Origin of the sequence: Paraflavitalea devenefica, from assembly GCF_011759375.1 — a bacterium.
GTDB classification, from domain to species: domain Bacteria; phylum Bacteroidota; class Bacteroidia; order Chitinophagales; family Chitinophagaceae; genus Paraflavitalea; species Paraflavitalea devenefica.
In genome coordinates, this window is the sequence record NZ_JAARML010000006.1 from 235,971 (window position 1) to 257,038 (window position 21,068).

The 21,068-nt window shown below is 47.2% G+C and carries 15 protein-coding genes; 11 read left to right on the forward strand and 4 right to left on the reverse strand.

From position 1 onward, the window contains the following. Positions 1-314: 314 nt before the first annotated feature. The 3 genes from HB364_RS28450 (at position 315) to HB364_RS28460 (ending at position 2,360) form a co-directional block, all read left to right on the forward strand. The gene (locus HB364_RS28450) at positions 315-560 is read left to right on the forward strand and encodes a GlsB/YeaQ/YmgE family stress response membrane protein (protein ID WP_167291821.1); all 246 of its coding nucleotides are present in this window, start codon (positions 315-317) and stop codon (positions 558-560) included. 520 nt (positions 561-1,080) lie between these two features. Then, positions 1,081-1,665 (forward strand): transposase, encoded by a 585-nt coding sequence (locus HB364_RS28455; protein ID WP_167291822.1) that lies wholly within the window; start codon positions 1,081-1,083, stop codon positions 1,663-1,665. Positions 1,666-1,907: 242 nt separating this feature from the next. Then, on the forward strand, positions 1,908-2,360 hold the full coding sequence (locus HB364_RS28460) for a hypothetical protein (RefSeq protein WP_167291823.1): 453 nt from the start codon (positions 1,908-1,910) through the stop codon (positions 2,358-2,360). A 171-nt stretch (positions 2,361-2,531) separates the two neighbouring features. Here the strand turns inward: HB364_RS28460 and HB364_RS28465 are convergent, their stop codons facing one another. Next, the gene (locus HB364_RS28465) at positions 2,532-3,080 is read right to left on the reverse strand and encodes a hypothetical protein (protein WP_167291824.1); all 549 of its coding nucleotides are present in this window, start codon (positions 3,078-3,080) and stop codon (positions 2,532-2,534) included. Between the two features lie 909 nt (positions 3,081-3,989). Here HB364_RS28465 and HB364_RS28470 point away from each other — a divergent pair. The 6 genes from HB364_RS28470 (at position 3,990) to HB364_RS28495 (ending at position 13,934) form a co-directional block, all read left to right on the forward strand. Continuing rightward, positions 3,990-4,784 (forward strand): hypothetical protein, encoded by a 795-nt coding sequence (locus tag HB364_RS28470; protein ID WP_167291825.1) that lies wholly within the window; start codon positions 3,990-3,992, stop codon positions 4,782-4,784. Positions 4,785-4,902: 118 nt separating this feature from the next. Beyond that, on the forward strand, positions 4,903-5,652 hold the full coding sequence (locus tag HB364_RS28475; RefSeq protein ID WP_167291826.1) for a DeoR/GlpR family DNA-binding transcription regulator: 750 nt from the start codon (positions 4,903-4,905) through the stop codon (positions 5,650-5,652). Between the two features lie 141 nt (positions 5,653-5,793). Then, positions 5,794-8,946 (forward strand): SusC/RagA family TonB-linked outer membrane protein, encoded by a 3,153-nt coding sequence (locus HB364_RS28480; RefSeq protein ID WP_167291827.1) that lies wholly within the window; start codon positions 5,794-5,796, stop codon positions 8,944-8,946. A gap of 20 nt (positions 8,947-8,966) precedes the next feature. Then, positions 8,967-10,658, forward strand: coding sequence for a SusD/RagB family nutrient-binding outer membrane lipoprotein (locus tag HB364_RS28485; RefSeq protein ID WP_167291828.1), 1,692 nt, complete (start codon positions 8,967-8,969; stop codon positions 10,656-10,658). A gap of 21 nt (positions 10,659-10,679) precedes the next feature. Further along, positions 10,680-11,450: a DUF4397 domain-containing protein gene (locus HB364_RS28490; protein WP_167291829.1), complete on the forward strand. Its 771-nt coding sequence runs from the start codon at positions 10,680-10,682 to the stop codon at positions 11,448-11,450. A 96-nt stretch (positions 11,451-11,546) separates the two neighbouring features. Then, the gene (locus HB364_RS28495; RefSeq protein WP_167291830.1) at positions 11,547-13,934 is read left to right on the forward strand and encodes a hypothetical protein; all 2,388 of its coding nucleotides are present in this window, start codon (positions 11,547-11,549) and stop codon (positions 13,932-13,934) included. Positions 13,935-14,015: 81 nt separating this feature from the next. On the opposite strand, the gene HB364_RS28500 is transcribed toward HB364_RS28495, so the two are convergent. Next, positions 14,016-15,254 carry a nucleoside recognition domain-containing protein gene (locus tag HB364_RS28500; protein ID WP_167291831.1) on the reverse strand — a complete coding sequence of 413 codons (1,239 nt, stop codon included), beginning with the start codon at positions 15,252-15,254 and terminating at the stop codon, positions 14,016-14,018. A gap of 69 nt (positions 15,255-15,323) precedes the next feature. Between HB364_RS28500 and HB364_RS28505 the strand changes: the two genes are divergently transcribed. Both HB364_RS28505 and HB364_RS28510 read left to right on the forward strand, forming a co-directional pair. Then, positions 15,324-17,744: an ABC transporter permease gene (locus HB364_RS28505; RefSeq protein WP_167291832.1), complete on the forward strand. Its 2,421-nt coding sequence runs from the start codon at positions 15,324-15,326 to the stop codon at positions 17,742-17,744. Between the two features lie 108 nt (positions 17,745-17,852). After that, positions 17,853-18,236, forward strand: a complete 384-nt coding sequence (locus HB364_RS28510; RefSeq protein ID WP_167291833.1) for a rhodanese-like domain-containing protein — start codon at positions 17,853-17,855, stop codon at positions 18,234-18,236. A 29-nt stretch (positions 18,237-18,265) separates the two neighbouring features. Here HB364_RS28510 and HB364_RS28515 read toward each other — a convergent pair whose 3' ends face one another. Both HB364_RS28515 and HB364_RS28520 read right to left on the reverse strand, forming a co-directional pair. Beyond that, positions 18,266-19,321, reverse strand: a complete 1,056-nt coding sequence (locus HB364_RS28515; RefSeq protein ID WP_167291834.1) for a serine hydrolase domain-containing protein — start codon at positions 19,319-19,321, stop codon at positions 18,266-18,268. Between the two features lie 70 nt (positions 19,322-19,391). Next, positions 19,392-21,029 carry a serine hydrolase domain-containing protein gene (locus HB364_RS28520; RefSeq protein WP_167291835.1) on the reverse strand — a complete coding sequence of 546 codons (1,638 nt, stop codon included), beginning with the start codon at positions 21,027-21,029 and terminating at the stop codon, positions 19,392-19,394. Between the last annotated feature and the right edge of the window lie 39 nt (positions 21,030-21,068).

The window sequence follows — 21,068 nt, forward strand, 5'->3', positions numbered from 1 at the left end:
TATCCATTGCCGGGACTCTGCGGCTCCTGAAGACATAAAACCGAATATCCATATGACTGTACGAAGAACCATCACTGAATCGGACGGTATCTATTTCATTATCCGGCCGCATATCTGCACAGTTCTGCAAAGTATTATCTGACCGGCAGCCAGGGCATATTCCCGGTGACAAATTATATGGAAATACAGGATATTGATCTGACTAAACACTGAGCCGCAGAGTCCTCCTCAACCCACAGAGCCATAGCGGAGAGACTCTGCGGGGAAATAAAAATAATTTCCATATCTTCCTATATCGTTTAAAAACAACCGATATGGAAATTTTAGTAACTATCCTGATTGGCGCCATTGCCGGATGGCTTGGCAGCAAGATTTTCTCAGGCAGCGGCTTAGGCCTTCTTGGCAATATTGTAGTAGGTATATTGGGAGGGATTGTAGGTTACTGGCTGTTAGGAAAACTGGGCATTAGCCTGGGGTCAGGATGGATTGGCGCTATACTCACCGGCGCCGTTGGGGCCATTGTGATATTGGCGCTAATAAACCTTGTATTTAAAAAATAATAACAGGACACCAGCTCCCTAAATCCGTCTTCAATGGGAAGGCAAGGTAGGAGGTATGGTCTGGGAATGGTCTAAGAGTGCTCTGGGAATGGTACAGAACTCCTGGTGCAATAGTACTATCTTAGAGCTATCCCAGAGCTACCTTAGTGCTATCTCAGAGCAGTTCCTGACCGTTACCCTACGGTTAGGCACCCAGTAATCATTACCTATTCACTCCACGGATGCGCCCTAATCGTTTCATTATATCGTCGCCGGTATTCCTTTTCCCGTTCACGCCAGTCAAGTAAATGGCGCGACAGTTTCTTTACCGGTTTTGCTTCCAGCAGATCCTGTAGTGTACTCCTAATGCGCCGTGAGCGGCGGCGGTGAGGTGCCTTTAGTATTTCATTCCCCGCAGAGTCTCCGGCTTCGCTCATACATAATAAACCTTGTACTCCTAATTTTTATACTAAATTCGTTTAGATGCAATATCCATTGCCGGGACTCTGCGGCTCCTGAAGATATAAAACCGAATATCCATATGACTGTACGAAGAACCATCACTGAATCGGACGGTATTTATTTCATTACTTTTACCTGCTACCAATGGCTGCATCTTTTAGAGGAGGTCAATGGATATGATATCGTCTATAAACAGTTCGATATACTTAAACAAGAAGGACACTTTATCGTTGGTTATGTAATCATGCCTAACCATATCCATGTATTGATTGCGTTCAGAAATTCGGAGCAGCTTATCAATCAAAGGATAGGAGCCGTAAAAAGATTCATGGCCTATGAAATCATCCGTAGGCTGCAAAAAGCAGCGAAAACGAGTACCTTACAAATCCTTACCAAAGGGGTAAACGCTACAGCCCGGAAAAGAGGCAAGCTGCATGAGGTATTTGAGCCGTCCTTTGATGGCAAGCATTGTCGCTCGTCCCTGTTTATTAAACAAAAACTGGATTATATTCATCATAATCCCTGTTCAGGAAAATGGCAATTGGTGGATTACCCGGCTGCATATCTGCACAGCTCTGCAAAGTATTATCTGACCGGCAGTCAGGGCATATTCCCGGTGACAAATTATATGGAAATACAGGATATTGATCTGACTAAACACTGAGCCGCAGAGTCCTCCTCTACCCACAGAGCCATAGCGGAGAGACTCTGCGGGGAAATAAAATACCGCCTCTACCAGAGGACTATTTAGGCCAACCACAATGGGAAGAGCAGGAACAATTGCAGAATATAACTTTGGCAGAGTTATTGGAACAACTTCAGCAGGAGCTCCTGCAACAAGTTTAAGAGTTATTATAGGAACAAATGGCAATGTAGTAACGGCCTTTCCTTTTTAAATAATCAATCATGTTTGAAATAGAATACAATTTTTCTAATACCAATTCTGAGAATATTGTTGATGCAGATGAAACTACATTAAGGTATAGCCTTTTTTTAGGAAACTTAACTTTAAAGAATGCAGGTAAATCGATAAAAATTGATTGGGATTGGGTACCACTTCTAGATTTTGCGTTAAGCATGGTTATGATTTGTGATAATCTACATGAAAATAAAAACGGAGAAGAGTTATTTGAATTTACTGAATCAGATGAGAAAATAATATTTGAAAAGAATGGAAATAAGATAAAAATAACAACATCGTTTACGGATGACGCTTTAGAAATGGATTTTGTAATTTTTAAAACAATAACTGACAAATTTTATAAAAAGCTCATTTCGGATATTTTTATAAAAAACCAAGAATTAAAGGACAATACTGCGTTTATAAAATATCTGGATAAGGCTAAAGACATAAACTAGTAATATCCATTTTTCTTCGCCGCTAAGTCTCCGGCATTATGGTCCTTGATTGTAACAGGGCTTAATGCAAACAATGAACTCGTTAGAAAAGAACCGTAATGTCGGAACTCAGCGGCTCTGAGTACAACTACAGTTTTATCAAAAGCTGGAAAATTGCAGAGAAATCTGGAATCACATCATCACATATTCCCCCCAGGGATAAGCAGTAATCGCTTCATTATATCGTCGCCGGTATTCCTTTTCCCGGTCTCGCCAGTCAAGCAGGTGGCGCGACAGTTTCTTTACCGGTTTTGCTTCCAGCAGATCCTGTAGTGTACTCCTAATGCGCCGTGAGCGGCGGCGGTGAGGCGCTTTCAATATTGTTACAGCAGGTTCCTTCGCGGGTATTGCTGTGCGGGTATATTGTTTGGCCAGATAAGCGATGATGTCTTCTTCCTTCCACTGGTACTTCAGCCAGGTCATGGCTTCACCGGTGAGTTTGCGGTAGAGCGCATGCTCTTTCCGTTCTGCCGGCACCAAGGCATACACTGCTGAACCGATACGGGAAGCTTTGGCCAGCAGGGCGGCATATTGCATCGTTTTGCGGAAAGCGGGGTCTTTCTTCACCCTTTCACCGGTGAGTGAGCTACGGGAACGCAAAAAGTACCTCCCATACATCTTATAGATGCAGAAGCTATCAAAGGTACCCGTTACCGGTGGTATGGTGTCATAGCGCGCCATGCAATATATTATACCTGAAATTAATAAATGAGAACCTGCCAGGGAATACCCTGAAGTGGGTAAAAATGCCTTCCGGTAGACGCAGAGTCCCCTCGGGACAGGACTCTGCTGGGGAAGTCGAACCTTCTCTCATCCTTGTACCAACCTTTTGTCATCCTGGTAGGTTAAAGCGCACTCAGCCCATAGATGGTACAAGGTTTACTAAACTTTTGCATAAGGATAAAGCTGCCTTAATCAACCTGTTAGGGTTATTTTGAGCTTTCCTTCCCGCTGAATGGCTGGCTTACAAACACCCACCAGCCCCTCACAAAACAGCTTGCGAATAACCAAGGGGATGGTACGTAGCTATTAAAGGGATGAAGAATAGATACCCCCACCATAAAGCATATTAAAGGCGCATTTAACTAAAATCACAACTTGGTTACACCATCCGGATAAACGCCTTTATAAACATTCAACTTATTTACAATCAATCACTTCAATTGACGTATATATACCTTCCTGGCCTTGTGTGAAAGGGTACTTGTTCCCTCCCACCCCTTAGTGCTTTTTCGCTCAAAGCTCACGGCTCACAACCTACAACTTAGAATCCCAGATCAGCAAGGGACCAGCCGCAGATCAGCCGTATTTCAGCCGCACTTCAGGAGTATTAAAGGCGCATTTTACTAAAACCGCAACCCGGTTACACCATCATTCGCACTCTCCTCTATACCCTCAAACCATCTCATAATCAACAACTTTTCAGCCTGGCGCCAGTATGCCGCCCGGCCTTGTGCAGGGGGTACTGGTGCCCCAACCCTTAGTCCCTTTCCCGCCTTCCCGCCTTACCGGCTTATCTCCTCCCAATCCCAAAAATCTTTCAATCCCGGTTCAGACAAATTCGTAAATTCATACATATAATCCAATCCCATGGCAAAGCAAATCGCCGGACTCTGCTCCTTCGAAGGCACTTTCGATGACATTACCTTCTATAAAATGGACGGGCAATACTACGCCCGCGCCAAAAGTTCCCTCAGCAGCAAACGCGTCAAAACAAGTCCGGAGTTTAAATGGACCATGGTCTATGCCCGCTTGCTGGCCCGCGCCTCAAAGATCGGCTCGCAGGTCTACAAAGCCCTGCCACCCGGCTGGCGCCAGTTTTGGATGTACCGCTCCTTCACCGGCGAAGCATTCACCTTATTAAAAGAGAATGCCTATACAGACGAAGAAGTAAAACAACTCCTCTGGAAATGTTATGTCGAATACTGGGAACAGCAAAAGGCAGCCGACCCGGACAATCCTATCTTTCAGCCCAAACCCCAAAAGATCAGGAAGAGAAGAAAATACAGCCAGGAATCCATCCAACGCCTCCTGAAACGGAAAGACAAAAACGGCAAACCCAAATGGAGAGACCCGGAAGAAGAAGAAAGAAAACGCCTGGCCAAAGAAAGGAACGCGGCAGCATATGCCCGCCTGCTGGAAAAAGAAAAACAATTGGCGCAACAAAACCTTGAACAGGCAGACCAACAGCCCAAAGGCGGACCAACGCTCAGCCAATGGGTCATTACACAGGACGGCCTCATCACGTTGACCAAAAGACCGCCAGAAACCAGGAGAGATGCACTGGAAATCACCAGCCAAAATCAAAACTCCATACCCCGCATCCCACCCAGGAATTTCCGCATAATACCGCAAACACCACCGCCTATAGGCTATATTGCATAATAAATGCTTATAATATCATGATTGTGCAGGATTACTTACGGCATCATGCAAATTTATTTTCCCACTACTGCAACTTTATGCGTCATTTTACCTAATTTGTGCGGGTAACCGCTAACCGATGCTAAAGAAGGAACGTCAGGCATACATACTGCACCAGGTCAACCTTCACAACAAAGTGTTGTCCTCCAGCCTAAGCCTGGAAATCAGTGTATCAGAAGATACTATCCGGCGCGACCTCCAGGAACTGGCCGATGAAGGCAAGATCATCAAAGTACATGGTGGCGCCCTCTCCCACTCCTTTAACCAGGTCTACTACCCATCCAACAACGTCTATTCGCACGACCATAAAAAGATAATTGCGCAAAAAGCAGCATCCCTGGTAGAAGACGGCATGTTTGTGCTCACTACCGGCGGCACCACCATCATTGAGCTGGCCCGGGCATTGCCCCCGCAACTGAGGGCCACCTTTATATCGGGCAGTATTCCTGCTGTGCTGGAATACATGTACCACCCCACCATTGAGGTCATCCTCATTGGCGACAAAGTATCCAAGAACTCCAAAATAACAGTAGGCAGTGAGGCCATTGCCCAGATCAAACGCATACGGGCCGATGTGTGTTTCCTCGGTGTCAATGCCATCAGCATTAAAGATGGCATTACCGATAGTGACTGGGATGTAGTACATCTCAAAAAAGCCATGATCGAATCCTCCCGGAAAGTAGTGTGCCTGTCCATTGCCGAAAAGATCAATTCACTCCAACCTATCCATATTGCTGAAGTCAATAAAATCCATACGCTGATCACTGAATTATCGCCCGACGATCCGATGCTGAAGCCTTATCGTGATGTAGGTATTGAGGTGTTATAATAGCTTCTGTAGAACAGTTTGTAAATGCACGGGCCCCTGAACCCCTGTGAATAACCATTTCCCTGCCAACCGCCTTATCCCTGTGTAATTCAACGTATACAACGACTGTTTATAACTAAAAGCTAAAAACACAATCAGCTTATGAGAAAGACCCTCCGGCTGCTCCTGGCCGTTCTCCTGTTATTACCGTGCACCTACCTGCCCGCACAGCAGCGAACTGTTAGCGGCACGGTCCTGGCAGACGAAGACAATACCCCACTGCAAGGAGTAACGATCACTAATCGAAACACCAACACACGTGTTCAAACGAACAATGCAGGCTATTTTACCATAGCTGCAGAAAAAGGCCATGTACTTATCCTTACTTACATCGGTTATGCCCGCCAGGAAATCACCGTAGGTGACAATAACCTGGTCAATGCGAAGCTTGTTTCAAAAGAGAACGAGATGGGCGAAGTAGTAGTGACGGCATACGGCATCAAGCGTGAAAAGAAATCGTTGGGTACTGCCGTAACCGAAGTGAAGGGTGAAGACATTGCACAAACCAGGCGTGAGAATTTCATCAACTCCCTGGCTGGCCGCGTACCAGGTGCACAGGTAAATGCTACCAGCGGTGCGCCAGGTGCTTCCACCTCCATCATTCTCCGTGGAGGAAGCGCCGTTAGCCTTAGCAATCAACCTTTGTTTGTCATTGATGGCGTTCCATTGGACAACAATGTGCTGAACCAGGATCGCGACAACATGCTCACCCGGAATACTGCCAACCGAAGTGACGATTTTATGAATCGTGCCGGAGATCTTAACCCCGAGGATATTGAAAGCATCGTTATCTATAAGGGTCCTGAAGCGCAGGCCCTCTATGGAACAGATGCAGCCAACGGTGTTATTATCATTACCACTAAAAAGGGGAAAGCCGGTAAAGCCACGATTACCTACGACAACACCTTCCGTATGGAAGAACTCTACCGCTTTCATAATATACAAAAAGTATATGCCCGCGGACGTAACGGTATTTCAAATCCCACCGAATCGGCCGCAGCTTTTGGAGAAACTACCACTTTCACACCTTTTTACCTGGGCGCAAAATATCCCGATTCTACCGTTTTTTATGACAACATCGACCAGTTTTTCCGTACCGGAAAAACACAACAGCACAACTTAAGTGTGGAAGGCGGTAATGAAGGTTTTACCTTTCGCCTGAATGGTGGTTACACCAATCAACAAGGGGTCATACCATCCTCTGGCTTTCAACGGATATCAGTACGTTTCACCGGTGATGCCAGATTATCACCTAAATCAAGGCTCACTTTTACTACGAATTTTACCAATACCAACGTTGATAAAACCAGTAAAGGTATCGGAAGCTATTACCTGGGCGCTCTTACCTGGCCTACAGATAATGACATGAGCGTTTACCTCAATCCCAATGGTACCCGTAAATTCCTGTTGTCTACCACTACCACAGGCACACAAGAGTACGACAACCCATTCTGGGATGTGAATAAGAATGAAGCAGAAGACAGGACCAATCGTATCTTTGGTAACATTACTTATAATTTCGACCCCTATAAATGGCTGGGCCTTACAGCGATTGTGAGCCTTGACAACTATACTACTACCGGTTACCAGGCAACACATCCCCAATCACGCTATGGCATTGCTTCCAACGGCTGGTTTTCCCAGTATGATGCGATCTACCGCCAGCTTACCGGTAATATCCGGGGTGTGGTGCGCAAGAACTTTGGCGAGATCAGGAACACACTCACAGGTGGATTTTACGTAGAAGACAACAGGCGCGTTATCAATGCAATGAAGGGTGAACGTTTCATGGAGCTGAATGTCAAATCTATTAACAACACGGAGCCTACCACCATGCTTGCCAGCAACCAGCAACAGCAAAGCAGGAAGGTTCGTTTTTACGGTCAATACAGCTTTAACTGGAAAGACATTATCATACCCACCTTCTCACTTTCTTATGAAGGCAACTCGGTACTAATGTCCAGATTCATCAGTAAGAATCCGTTCTACACATTTGGATCAGGCACCCTGGCCGTTAACATTGGCGAGATTAAAGAAGTAAAGGATATGATTTCCGACCTCGACTTGTTTAAATTACGGATTGGCTACTCTACTTCCGGACAGACAGCCGGCTTATTACCCTACAATATAGATCCCAGCTTCCAGGCCGTAACCACTACGGGTGGCGGATATGGATACAGGTTTACCGGTAACAACTTTGAACTGGACCCTCAATTTACTAAAAGCCTTGAATATGGATTTGAATTGGCTATGTTCAAGAATAGACTGGGTGTAAACTTTACGATGTATAACAACAAGACCACTGATCAGATCTTCTTCCCCCGCGTATCATATGGCACCGGCTTTATTCTTAAATACTATAATGGCGGCGACATCCAGAACAAGGGAATGGAAATACAGTTAACCGGTACACCTGTAAGGACCAAGAATTTTGAATGGAATGTGGTAGTGAACTTTGACCGCTTCAGAAATAAAGTACTGAAACTGAATTCAGGCCCCGGTGGCTATTATGATTCTGATACCTGGGTATATGGCAGCCTTCGTTCACAAACAGCTCCCGGCCAATCCATCTATGTACTATACGGGAACTCTTTTGCCACGAACAACAAAGGCGACCTGCTGATCAATCCGGGCTCCGGTTTACCCTCCACACAGGGCAGCTTTGTACCTGTTGCTGACAGGGCACCGGACTTTGCTGTAGGTGTGCAAAACACCGTTACCTGGAAAGGATTGAGCCTTTCTTTCAACCTCGATATGCGCCGTGGTGGTGATATCTTCAATGGTACAGAAATGGCCTTATACCGCAACGGTATCAGTGAGCGTACCCTCGACCGCGAAATACCCCGTGTTATCAAAGGTGTATTAAAAGATGGACTGGAGAATACAGCCCACCCCACTCCCAACAACATCGTGATCATCCCTTATTACAGGAACGATTATTACCAGAGCACTACAGCTTCCACAGCCGGTATCGTGGAAGGCGACTTCGTGGAAAAAGATGTAGACTGGATCCGCCTGCGGGACATCACCTTGAGCTACCGGCTCGCTTCCAATGTAGTGAAAAAGTTGCGTATCAAATCGGCCAGTGTATTTGTTACCGCTACAGACCTGTTCATGATCACCAACTATTCAGGTGCTGATCCTTCTGTGAGCGCTAACAACCCTTCTACTGGTGGTATCGGAGGTATTGGTATTGACTATGGTTCAATATCTACTCCCCGCACATTGAGCGCCGGCGTAAGGTTATCCTTTTAATTGATTTTAAAACACTCGGTATGAAAAAGATACTTTTCATTATACTTGCTGGTTCTGTTCTGCTTACTTCGTGTAAAAAATTCCTGGACATTAACAGTGACCCGGATACGCCACAGAACCCGGACCCTACTTCTGTTTTTCCTGTATTGATATCCAATATTCCCGGGGCAGGCGGTGAACGGGGCACCGGCGGCGTTCAGTTTGATGCACTGTGGATTGGTTCCTATATCCAATTCTGGCATGCTTTTAACTCCAGCCAGAACCAGTTTACCTGGGATGCACATGGACACAATGGTCATACGGCCGACCGTGCCGCCGGTATCTGGAGAGCTACCTACTTTGGGGTGGGAAAAAACATGGAGTACTGTATTGAGGAAGGCCAAAAAAGAGGTCAATGGGACGTCGTAGGCGCTGCGCTCGCAATAAAGGCCTACCTCTTCCAGCTTACCACTAACTATCATGGAGAGATCATCTTCCACGATGCATTTAAAGAAGATTCTCTTTTCTTCCGCTGGGATGACCAGAAAGAAGTGTACAAGGGCGTGGACTCCCTGGCCCGGTTGGCGATCGCTTTCCTCGATAACAAGGAATATAATCCAGCCTCACTTCGCCTCACACGCGGCGACCTTACCTATGGCAACTCTGCCAACTTTGATACTGAAATAGCCCGCTGGAAAAAGTTTGCCTATGGCGTACTGGCCCGTAATTTCAGCGCTATCATTCATAAGCCGCAATATTCTGCAGATAGTGTGATCAAATATACTGACCTGGCGATGGCCAATGGTGCAGATGACTTCGTAGTACCGTTTGAGGCCAGCAGAACAGCGGATGCCAACATCTTTGGCACCTACCGCGATAATATGACGCCCATACGCCAAAGCGATTACATCGTACGTTTACTGGATGGCAGTGTGTTTGCCGGTTCCAACGCCCTGGCCAACCGCGATCCCCGTATCCGTCATATGCTGGTAGCTTCACCTGATACCCTTACCTATTCTGGTAATGGAGGCTACAGGGTAACAATTCCCGGCCTGGGAGATACTGTGCCCACCGCCAGCACCAGACGAAGGGTACCAGTCCTTTGGGGGGATAGTTTATATTCCAACCCAGGCAACGCCAACTTCGCTGCCAAATCAGGTAAATACCTGTTCCAGAATAAAGCGGTAATGCCTGTAATGACCTATTCTGAAATGCAGTTCCTCAAGGCAGAAGCTGCGCTGCGTAAAGGCGATGCCACTACTGCCCATACTGCTTATAAAAATGGCATTAACGGCCACTTTGATTTCATTAATCGCACCAGCTATCCACGCAACCAGAGCGCCTTATTCAACCAAACACCCCTTTCAGCACAGGAAAGAACCGCCTATCTGGCCAGCGCCAATGTCAAACAAAATGCTGCCGACCTCCGCCTGTCGGACATTATGCAGCAGAAATTCATTGCGCTGTGGGGATGGGGATTTGTAGAAACATGGACCGATATGCGTAAATATCACTATTGGGATATTGATGATGTCCAACCAGGCGCTACCGAACAGGTGTATTCAGGCATGATGAAGCCCGTACTACTCTTTGCCGATAACAATGGTAAATATGCTTACCGCGTAAGGCCACGCTACAATTCCGAATATGTATGGAACATTTACATGCCGGAAATTGCCAACTCACCGGAATATCATACCATCGAAACATGGTTTAGCACCAGCCAACCTTAATCATTCTTAATAAGATTAATTATGAAGAAAATATTCGTCGCTATATTGGTTACTGTTTCCTTATTAGCCTGCGAAAAAAATAAGCTGGCTACTAAAAATGAAATTAACCCGGGAGATAATGCCCGTGTTAAAATAGGCTATTTTACTGCCTGGAGGGCCAACCTTGGAGTGCAATTGAAGGTCGATACTGTGCGTATCAGCAACCTGTTTAATTATGCAGTGGCTTATCCCGGAGGCGGTTTTAATACACTGGGTAATAACTATGCAGATTACCTGTCCGTTAGCAGCAAACCCGACACGAAAATCACTGTATCCGTGCCTTATCTCAACACCAGCACCGATTCGCTCGTCGTATTTACCGGAATATTTGACCTGGAAGAAGGCAAAAGACAAACGCTCATGCTCACAGATACGGTGCCCAATGTAGTGGGAACGGTGGTAGTGGATGAAACGCCATCTCCTCCGGCCACTAAAGCCAAATTTAAATTCTTTAATGGTATTCCTAATGTGGGCGTAAACCTGGATATCTATGCCGGTACTGTTAAGCTGGCTTCCGATATTGCTTATACGAAAGTATCTGACTACGTCGAGCTCACCATCACACCCGGCGCTTCGCTCACCTTTGCAGCAGTTAAAACCGGGCTGGCGCCAGGCGGCGCCAATACAGTGGCATCCTACCCCACCACCGGCATGCAAAACGGGCGGACGTATACGATCCTGACAAGAGGGTTTGCAGGACTTGTTTCTCCCGATCCAAGAAGGATGATGGTATCCCTCGTACCCACGTATTAAAATAAAAATTATAGACCCGGAAGCCCCCACAAACATGGGGGCTTCTCTATTAATTTCCTATATTGATTGCCAATTGTATAGCCCTAAAGCATTCATATGAAAAGCAGATCATTTTCAGTTCTTCCCTTTGCATTATTGCTCATCCAGGGTGCCATAGCACAGCAACATAGCTTTGAAAAACCCCTCCTGTCCATTGACTCTTCCCTGCAGCAATACGATGAAGCCTATCCCCGGGAAAACATTTTCCTGGTTACCGACAAAAAAGAATATGTGGCCGGAGAGACCGTATGGCTGAACAGCTTTATCAGTGTACATCAGCAGCCTACATTCCTGAGCAAAACGGTCTATATTGAACTGGCCAACTATGATGGCAAGGTCATTGAAAAGAAGATGTTGCCTGTGGTAAATGGTACCAGTGCTGTAAACATAAAAATTCCCGACACGGTCTCGTCCGGAGCCTACATCATTAACGCCTATACATTATGGATGAAGAATATGCCGGCGACTATTGCGCAAACACAGGTATTCGTTATAGGAGATGATTATGCCGCCAAACCATTCCGTTTACAAAAACAGGAAAGTGTATGCGCCAAAGTGATCATACAACCAGAAGGCGGGGTATGGGGAGAAGGTATAGAGAATAATTTCCTGGTAAGATTAACCGGTAAAAATAACCTGCCCGTAAAAGATACCTTTTACATTACCGATAATACCAATAAACCAATTGCTGCCGGCAGGACCAATGAGTACGGCCTGGCAAAGATCACCTTCACACCGGCAGCCGGTAACAGGACTTATAAGTTCAATGCAACCGGCATGACGTCGAATATCACTTTAGAAGCTTCTAAAGGAATAAGCATAAAAACCGACGCTACCAATAAGAGCAAGCTGTTTATCTCCCTCGACAAAAGCAGCGACAACAAGAAGAACAACTTCCTGGTAATGGGCATTCACCAGAATAAGATCTGTTACCAGTCTGTTTTCGATTTCAATGAAGGCGCTACGGCAACGGCCGTAAACCGCAATAAGTTACCGGCAGGAGTTATCACGTTCTGGGTATTGGATGAAGAGAACACCGTGCTGGCACATCGCAAGATATACAATACACCTGCAGCCATTGCCGGTCCGGAGGTTACGATACAAAATACAGAGGGTAAAAAAAGAATTACCATCCCCTCTACGCTTAATGCCGGCTTTATTACAGCAGTAGCAACGCGCCCCTTGCTTACAGGCGATGGCGGCACAGTGATTAACCTGTTACCCTCGATCCCGGAGCTGCAACAGGACTATTTCGTTGAACTGGATAACCTGCAGACCGATCAATCGCTCGCCGTCATAGATCAACTGTTACTGTCACAAACTACCGGCCTGCTGGGTGCTAAATGGCAGGTGCAGCCACCTGCGCTGAAATACATCGTTGAATCGGGCATTACCATCAGGGGAAAAGTAGCTCCCTTTGTTGGCAAAATAGATGCCCAGGGATACGATGCGGAGCTGATCATTAAAGGAGATGACTCCTCCACTACCCTTTCCAAAGCCAAAACTTTCCCCAATGGCGATTTTACCGTACCCGATGTTCAGTTTAAGAAAGAGGCCCGTATCTATTTCCAGGCCCATAATCCCAAGAACAAGAAGGAACTGATGAAGATGGAACTCTATCCTTCCTTCTTTGACACACTGAAAACAGCAGCCCTGGCGCCATTGATACGTTATCCCAAGGAATACCTGAAAGGGCAGCTTGACCCGGCATTTAAAAAATTACTGGATAGCCTCAAACCTGTTGATCCGCGGTTCAGGGAGTTGCAGCAGGTGGTAGTAACTGCCAAAGCAAAAAGCAGGATGGATTCTTTGAAACAGGAATACCTGAGCCCTATTTTTAATGATGGAACATCTCAGGTGCTGGTGCCTGAAAGAACTAATTACATCAGTATATGGCAGTTTATACGGGGTAGTGTACCCGGTATCATTATTGAGGGCGACCTGCTGGACCCGGTGGTGCGATTTTCCCGTTACAATGAAGCACCCCAAAGCACTGGTACGGGGGAAGACATGAGCGACGCCATGGAAAATCCTACAGGCATCTACTTTTTCCTGAATGAAGTACAGGTTTCCAAAGACGTGCTGAATTCCATTCAGGTAGAAGATATTGCACTGGTTACTGTTAACAAACAGCCAACGGCTACGCTGGGCGCTTATAATGGTTATATAGCCGTATTTACCAAAAAGGGAGCGGCCACTTCTACTACAGATAAGAGCCTTGCCAGTGATAAACGTAAGGGTTATTCTGTAACACGGGAAGTATACCTATATCTGTCTGAAGAAAAAGAACCGCAGCCGGGCAACACCTTGGCCTGGAGAAGCTTTAGCAAGCCTTTACCTAAACCTATAGTTTTTAATGTACCGGGATCATTGAACAGTGAACTGATCATCGGCGGATGGGATGCCAACGGAAAACTGGTCATTGAAAGAAAAACAATCCAGTAATAAAACATTGTCACCCTGAGCTTGTCGAAGGGCTGTCGAAGGAACATTACCGCCTTCCCGTCTTTCTGGCTAAGCCTTTTCCTACCCCCACGGCCAGTTATACGCCACAATAATAGCTGTTATAATACCGGCCAGGTCGGCCAGCAGGGAAACCGGGATGGCGTAGCGGGTTCTTTTGATACCTACAGACCCAAAATACAAAGCCACTACATAAAAAGTAGTTTCCGATGATCCCTGGAACATACAGCTCAGGCGGCCAACAAAAGAATCAGGGCCGTTTTTAGTCATGGCATCAATCATCATGGCCCTGGAACCACTGCCACTGAATGGCCGCATCAACGCAGTAGGCAAAGCAGGAACAAAGTCTGTATTAATACCCAGTTGGGAAAAAAACCATTTAGCGCCCTGCATGATATAATCAAATACGCCGCTATTGCGCAGCACGCTGATGGCTACCAGCATCCCTACCAGGTAAGGTATGATCTTTACCGCCACCTCAAAACCCTGTTTGGCGCCGTCAATAAACGCATCATACACGGCAATCTTCTTATACATACCGCCCAGGATAAACACTACAAAAAGCAGCATAACAAGGCCCGTACTCAATACATTAGAAAAAATAGTGGCATTGGCTGTGCTCAGGTGTCGCAGGAATACCGCCAGGCCCCCCAGGCACGCTGCACCTACCAGCGCAAAGATGATAATGGCTGTCCACTGCCGGCCGCTGAAATGCTGCTTGAAAGCCGTAATGATCATGGCCACCATCGTAGCCACAAACGTACAGATCACACAGGGGATAAAAATATCAGTCGCGTTCTTAGAGCCCACGATCACCCGCTGGGCAATAACACTCATCGGGATAATACTAAGCCCCGAAGCATGCAATACCATAAACATCACCTGCGCATCAGAAGCCGTCTCTTTATCTTTATTCAGTTCCTGCAGGCTTTCCATCGCCTTCAATCCAAAAGGGACAGCCGCATTATCCAGTTGAAGCAGGTTGGCGGAAAAATTCATCATCATATGTCCCATGGCCGGGTGGTTGCGGGGAACGCCGGGAAACAGCTTACTGAAAAAGGGTCCTACGATCCGCGACAATACATTGATCGCTCCGGCCCTTTCCCCGATCTGCATAAAGCCCAGGAACAAAGCCATCAACCCGATCAGGCCAAGGGAAATATCCACCCCTGTCTTGGCGGTCTCAAATACCCCATCAATAATCGCCTTAAACACCACCACATCACCCAGGAAGATCAGCTTGATCAGGGCTACCACAAAAGCGATCAGGAAAAAAGAGATCCACAGATAATTCAATACCATATTGGATGGTTAAAGCGTTGAAGATAAAATAAAGTTATTGAATCTGACCAGTTTTTAATAACATTGGGTATGCTACGAAACATCCTCCTCGTCACCTGGCGCAACCTTACCAAAAACAGGATTTATACGCTTATTAACGTCACCGGCCTTGCCCTTGGTATAGCAGCCTTCCTGCTCATCAGCGCCTATATCAACTTTGAAGAAAGCTATGACCGCACACATGCCGGTGGAGACAATATCTACCGCGTGGAAAGCCGGTTCTACAAAGGCGATCACCTCACCGACGACTGGGCCACCAGCACCAATGGATATGCCAGGGCCATGCAGGACAACCTGCCGGGCATCGTTTCCTATACCCGGATCGACTGGCACAATGCCGAACGGATGGTGCGTTACGAGGATATCAAACACCGGGAAGAACATGTTTGCTTTGCCGACAGTAACTTCTTTGCTTTCTTTTCTTATCCCCTCCTGAAGGGCGATCCCCTTACCGTGCTGAAAGAAGTAAATACAGTGGTCATTTCCGAAGCAGCCGCCCAAAAATACTTTGGCAAGGAGAACCCGGTAGGCAAATTTCTCGATATCAGCACGCAGAGTGGCAAGCTTAACTGCGCCGTGAGCGGTGTATTCAAAAACCTTCCGCCCAACTCTTCCCTGCAGTTCGATATGCTGATCTCCTGGAGCACCATGCCCAACTGGCTAAAAGACTTCTGGTACATGCATGAAAACTATACTTTCGTAAAGCTGCAGCCAGGCATTTCCCCCGCCAGCATTGAAGCTCAATTCCCGGCCCTTGCCGAAAAATACAAAACAGGACCAGCCCTCAAAGACGTGAAATGGGCCATACAACTGGCGCCATTACAAGACATTCACCTCAACCCGGCCAAACAATATGAACTAGGCATCAAGGGAAACCGTCAGTCAATACAGTTGTTGGGCATCATGGCATTCGTGATACTCATCATAGCCTTCATCAACTACATCAACCTCACCACTGCCCGGTCCATTGACCGTTCCCGCGAAATAGGTATCCGGAAAATCAACGGCGCCCGTTCCTACCAGCTCATCTTTCAGTTCCTGTTCGAGTCTTTCCTCATTAACCTCGTTGCGCTGCTATTAGCCATTGTGCTGGTCATGACGGTGTGGTGGTGGCTACCCGGGTTCCTCATTGCCAACGGCTCGCACGGATTACTGTTTGATACTACCTTGTTCCTGCGCGTAGGCGCTGTACTGTTCGCTGGTGTATTCATGGCGGGCATCTACCCTGCCCTGGTATTGGTACGCTTAAATCCCGTTCAGGTATTGAAAGGACGCTTCTCCTTTTCTGTCAGCGGTACTCTCCTACGGAGATCCATGGTGGCATTCCAGTTCACGGCCTCCCTGCTGCTCATAGCAGGCACCATCGCCGTTTACCGGCAACTGCATTACATGCATACACAAAACATTGGCGTAGGTATTGAACAAACCATTGTGATCAAGTCGCCTGCCAAAACAGACAACTACAAACAAAAAATACAAAGCATAAAAACTTCCTTCCAGGCAATACCCGGTGTTACAGCCGTCACAGCATCCGGCGCAGTGCCCGGTAAGAAAGTGGGAAAATTCCTGGCCAACAGGCGGTTTGGTGCGTCTGCCGCAGAAGAACGGCTCTATGAGATGCTGAAAGTAGACCATGATTTTATAGCTACCTATGGCCTCCAGATCATGGCAGGAAGAGGGTTTGATAAAACCCGGCCCGATGATTCAACCGGCGTGGTGCTCAACGAATCGGCTGTCAGGCAATTCGGGTTTGCTTCTGCCGAAGCAGCCCTGGACCAGCAGGTATGGCTGGAAACCGTTACCCAACGGCCCAATAAGATCATTGGCGTGATCAAAGACTACCACCAGCAATCACTGCAGGAAGCCTATACACCCGTCATCTTATTTATGGACCCTGCCCTGGGATGGATACCCACCGATTACTTTTCGGTAAAAATTACGGCCGGTTCCATGCCCGATAAAATGGCCCATTTGAAAAAGAGCTGGCAGGAGTTCTTTCCTGAATCATCTTTTGACAGCTTCTTCCTGGATGAATTCTACAACCGCCAATACCAGCAGGATATACAGTTTGGTAACAACTTCATGCTCTTTTCCCTGATAGCCATACTGATTGCCTGTATGGGTCTATTCGGTTTAACGGCTTATTCCACTGCAAGGCGCACCAAAGAGATTGGTATACGCAAAGTAGCAGGCGCTTCTGTGCGGCACATTCTGTCCCTGCTTACCTGGAATACGGTGAAGCTGATCCTGTGGTGCAGCCTGGTAGCCATCCCGCTGGCCATATTACTGATCATGCAATGGCTCAACGATTATGCATTCAGGGTATCGTTAACCTGGTGGCAGTTTATATTGCCGGTAGTTATATTGGTATTGATCGCCCTGCTTACGACAGCCTGGCTTACGCTGAAAGCGGCACTGGCCAATCCCACCGTCAGCCTGCGGAATGAATGAGGCTAAAATATTCCCTGCCCTCCCACATCCGGGGAGGGCGTATAGCTCAAAAAGGTGATAAAAGCAGTAAAAGGAAGCCGCTAAATTTGATCCCTAAAAATCACCCTTATGGCAGCAAAAACAGCGGCAGACCTTGTCAGGGAAGCCAAACAACAGGTGGAGAACCTGACACCGCAACAGGTAAAAGAGGAACTGGCAACAGGTAATACCACACTGATTGATATTCGTGAAAGTGAAGAATTGACACAAAACGGCATCATACCCGGCTCGGTACATGCACCCCGTGGTATGCTGGAATTTTATGCGGATGCTTCCCTGCCGTATCACAAACCAGCGTTTGACAAAGAAAAAAGGATCATCCTGCATTGCGCCTCCGGCGGCCGCTCGGCCCTGGCAGCCCAAACACTACAGCAAATGGGTTATGAAAATGTAGCCCACCTCGATGGCGGTATCAAGGCCTGGAAAGAAACAGGATTGCCTGTTTCAGCATAATAAGCCGAATAGAACACAGGTCACTTGGATCATTGCCCACCCCGGCTCCTGAGCACGATGCGCGCCAGTTGATCACTATCTATGAAAATATCGCGCTCAGGGGCATTGCTCAGCACGATCACGCAGAGGTCTTCTTTAGGATAAAACTGCAGATTGGCCAAAAAACCCGGCACTCCGCCGGCATGGGAAATGCAGGTGCGTCCCTGCTTCTTTTCATTAAACCATCCGTACCCGTAATCCCCTTTCCTGCGCACAAAGGCCTGTTCCCGGGTACTGTCCTGCATCACCTTTCCATTGTACAATCCCCGGTACCAATGATAAATGTCCATCACCGTTGAATACATAGCGCCGCATCCCGGCGCCCAGGTAGAATCAAAGTCTACCTGGAGGACCTTCCTCTCCTTCATACTCAAATGACCAGTCGCCTTATTGCTATCCTTCACATGCTGAAAATCATAACCCGAATGCAGCATGCCAAGCGGTTCAAAGATCGTGCGCCGCGCTACCTGCTCAAATGGCTCACCGGTAACCTTCTCAATAATGGCGGTGAGCAAAATATAATTGGAGTTGGAATAGGAAAACTTTTCTCCCGGCTGTATACTCAGTGGCTCATGACTGAAATAAGCGATCAGCTTGTCCCGGGTTACCGGTGGCGCCCCATCCGGCAGCGACTGAATAGCCTTTATGAGCAGGTATTCTCTCACACCGGAACTATGGGTAAGCAGGTGCTCAACAGTAATGGAGTCGCCATGTGGATAGCCCGGCAGGAACTTGGCGATGGGGTCCTGCAAAGAAAGCCTATGCTGTTCAGCAAGCCGGAGTATAACGGCGGCGGTAAAAGGCTTCGTGAGTGAACCGATACGGTATATCGTACCCGTGTCATTAAAAGTGTGGGCAACGGCATTTTTAAATCCATATCCTTTATACAACAGGATATTCCCGTGGTGCACCACAAGCGCCGTTCCGTTGAACGCTTGCTTCTTCTGTGGCTTTAAAAGATAATCGTCCAGTCGCTGCGTAATATCCTGTGCAACGGTACAACCAACAATCAATAAACCTGTGAAAAGGGTAAATAACTTGTGCATAGGCAACATGAATAGTAGCCCGGACAAGTTACTCATTACCCTTTTGAAAGGACCGAAAGGTTTGTTAAAGTTATTTATCCAGCACAGCCGGCAGAATATAATCAGTCATCATCCTGTCTACCTGCGGATGGGCGTATGGCTGCCCATAAGCGCTGGCTGTTATCACGATCACCAACGGCTGGTCTTTGAACACAAATATCTTATTGCCACCGTTACCTGTACAATAGTAGGTTTCATAGCGTTTGCCACGCACAGTGTATTGCTTGTTCCAGAAAAGATACCCATAAAACTCGTCCGGCCTGCCAGGTATGGGCAACTGCCTGCTGAACGTCTTATCAACCCACTGCCGCGGAAGGATCTGTTTACCATTCCACCGGCCACCGTTCTTATACAATTGTCCGTATTTGGCAAAATCGAGCGCATTCAGCCGGATGCCACCCGCTGTATTAGGAACATGTTGTGGCGTATACCCCCACTGGTATTGAATGCCCAATGGGGCAAAGAGTTTTTTATGGGCATATTGTTCCAACCCGCCAGGCACTGTCTTATTTAAAATATCCCCCAGCAGCACCACCCCGGCTGTAAAATAATGCCATTGTCCACGGGGCCTGGTGGCGCTCACCGGCAGATCGAGCGTGAACTTCACCCAATCACTCGTAGGGTACATATTCTCTTCATTGCCCGGCGAATTGCCATCGTCATCATTCCCATCAAAGGCGGCACTCATCGTGAGCAGGTCTTTCAGGGTAACACGCTCTTTTTCGGGTGAGTAATTGGCAAAAGTAGATAGCGGATAAAATTCCTTTAATGTCTGCCCCTCGCCTTTTAAATAACCTTCACCGATGGCGATACCGGCCATCGTAGAAGCAAAGGATTTGCCCACCGATCTCGGATCATGCAAAGAGCTCCGGCTTTCCCCGTTAAAATATTCCTCAATCAATAACTTGCCATCTTTGATAACCACAATGCTGTTGATCCTCCTGAATTCCATCGCCTCAATCTTTCCTTTCAGCTCTTTTATCTTATTGCGGTCGAATGATTCCGTGGAAACGGCAAAGCCCGGATAGGGTTCAATACGGTTCAATTGAATACGCGACACATCAACAACAATCTTCCTGTTCACCACCAGGTTCAGGTCGCCGGCGGCAATAACATCACCCACTACCGACAGTACATGCGGGCGGATCTCCAGCCTGAGCAGATGCTTTCCCTCTGTCAATGCACTGTCTCCACCATTCCTTAGAAAACGGCCCCAGAAAAACTGGGTCCACCATACGCCCTCCTGCTCATTATCGATCAGCGGCTTACGCATCACGGTTTCCGTATCCCTGACGGCAGGCAGCGGCGCTCCCAGGATATCACTCTTGTAAACCAGCCGGCCATCTACCAGCAAAGAGAACTGGTAGCCGCTGAGTTTATGCAGGCTGTCTACGGAAAGTCCGGGGGCCAGCCGGTGCATATAATTCGTCAATGAATGGTTCATAAACACCGTCATGAACAGGTTGCTCTTATTGGTGAGCTCATAAGTATCCAAAAAATCACCGGGAGTAAGCTCCGGCAAAGCAATTGGCCGGGCAGTAAAAATGATCTTGCCGGTATTGGCCTGGTGAAAAGGAGAAGTAATCCCCTGATCCCTGACTATATCCTGGGCGGTAGCGGTAATCACGGATCCAAGGAGAAAAATAACTATCAATAAGCGGGAATGCATGTGCGGGATTTTAGTGTTTTGTTGGGTCAAAACTATTGC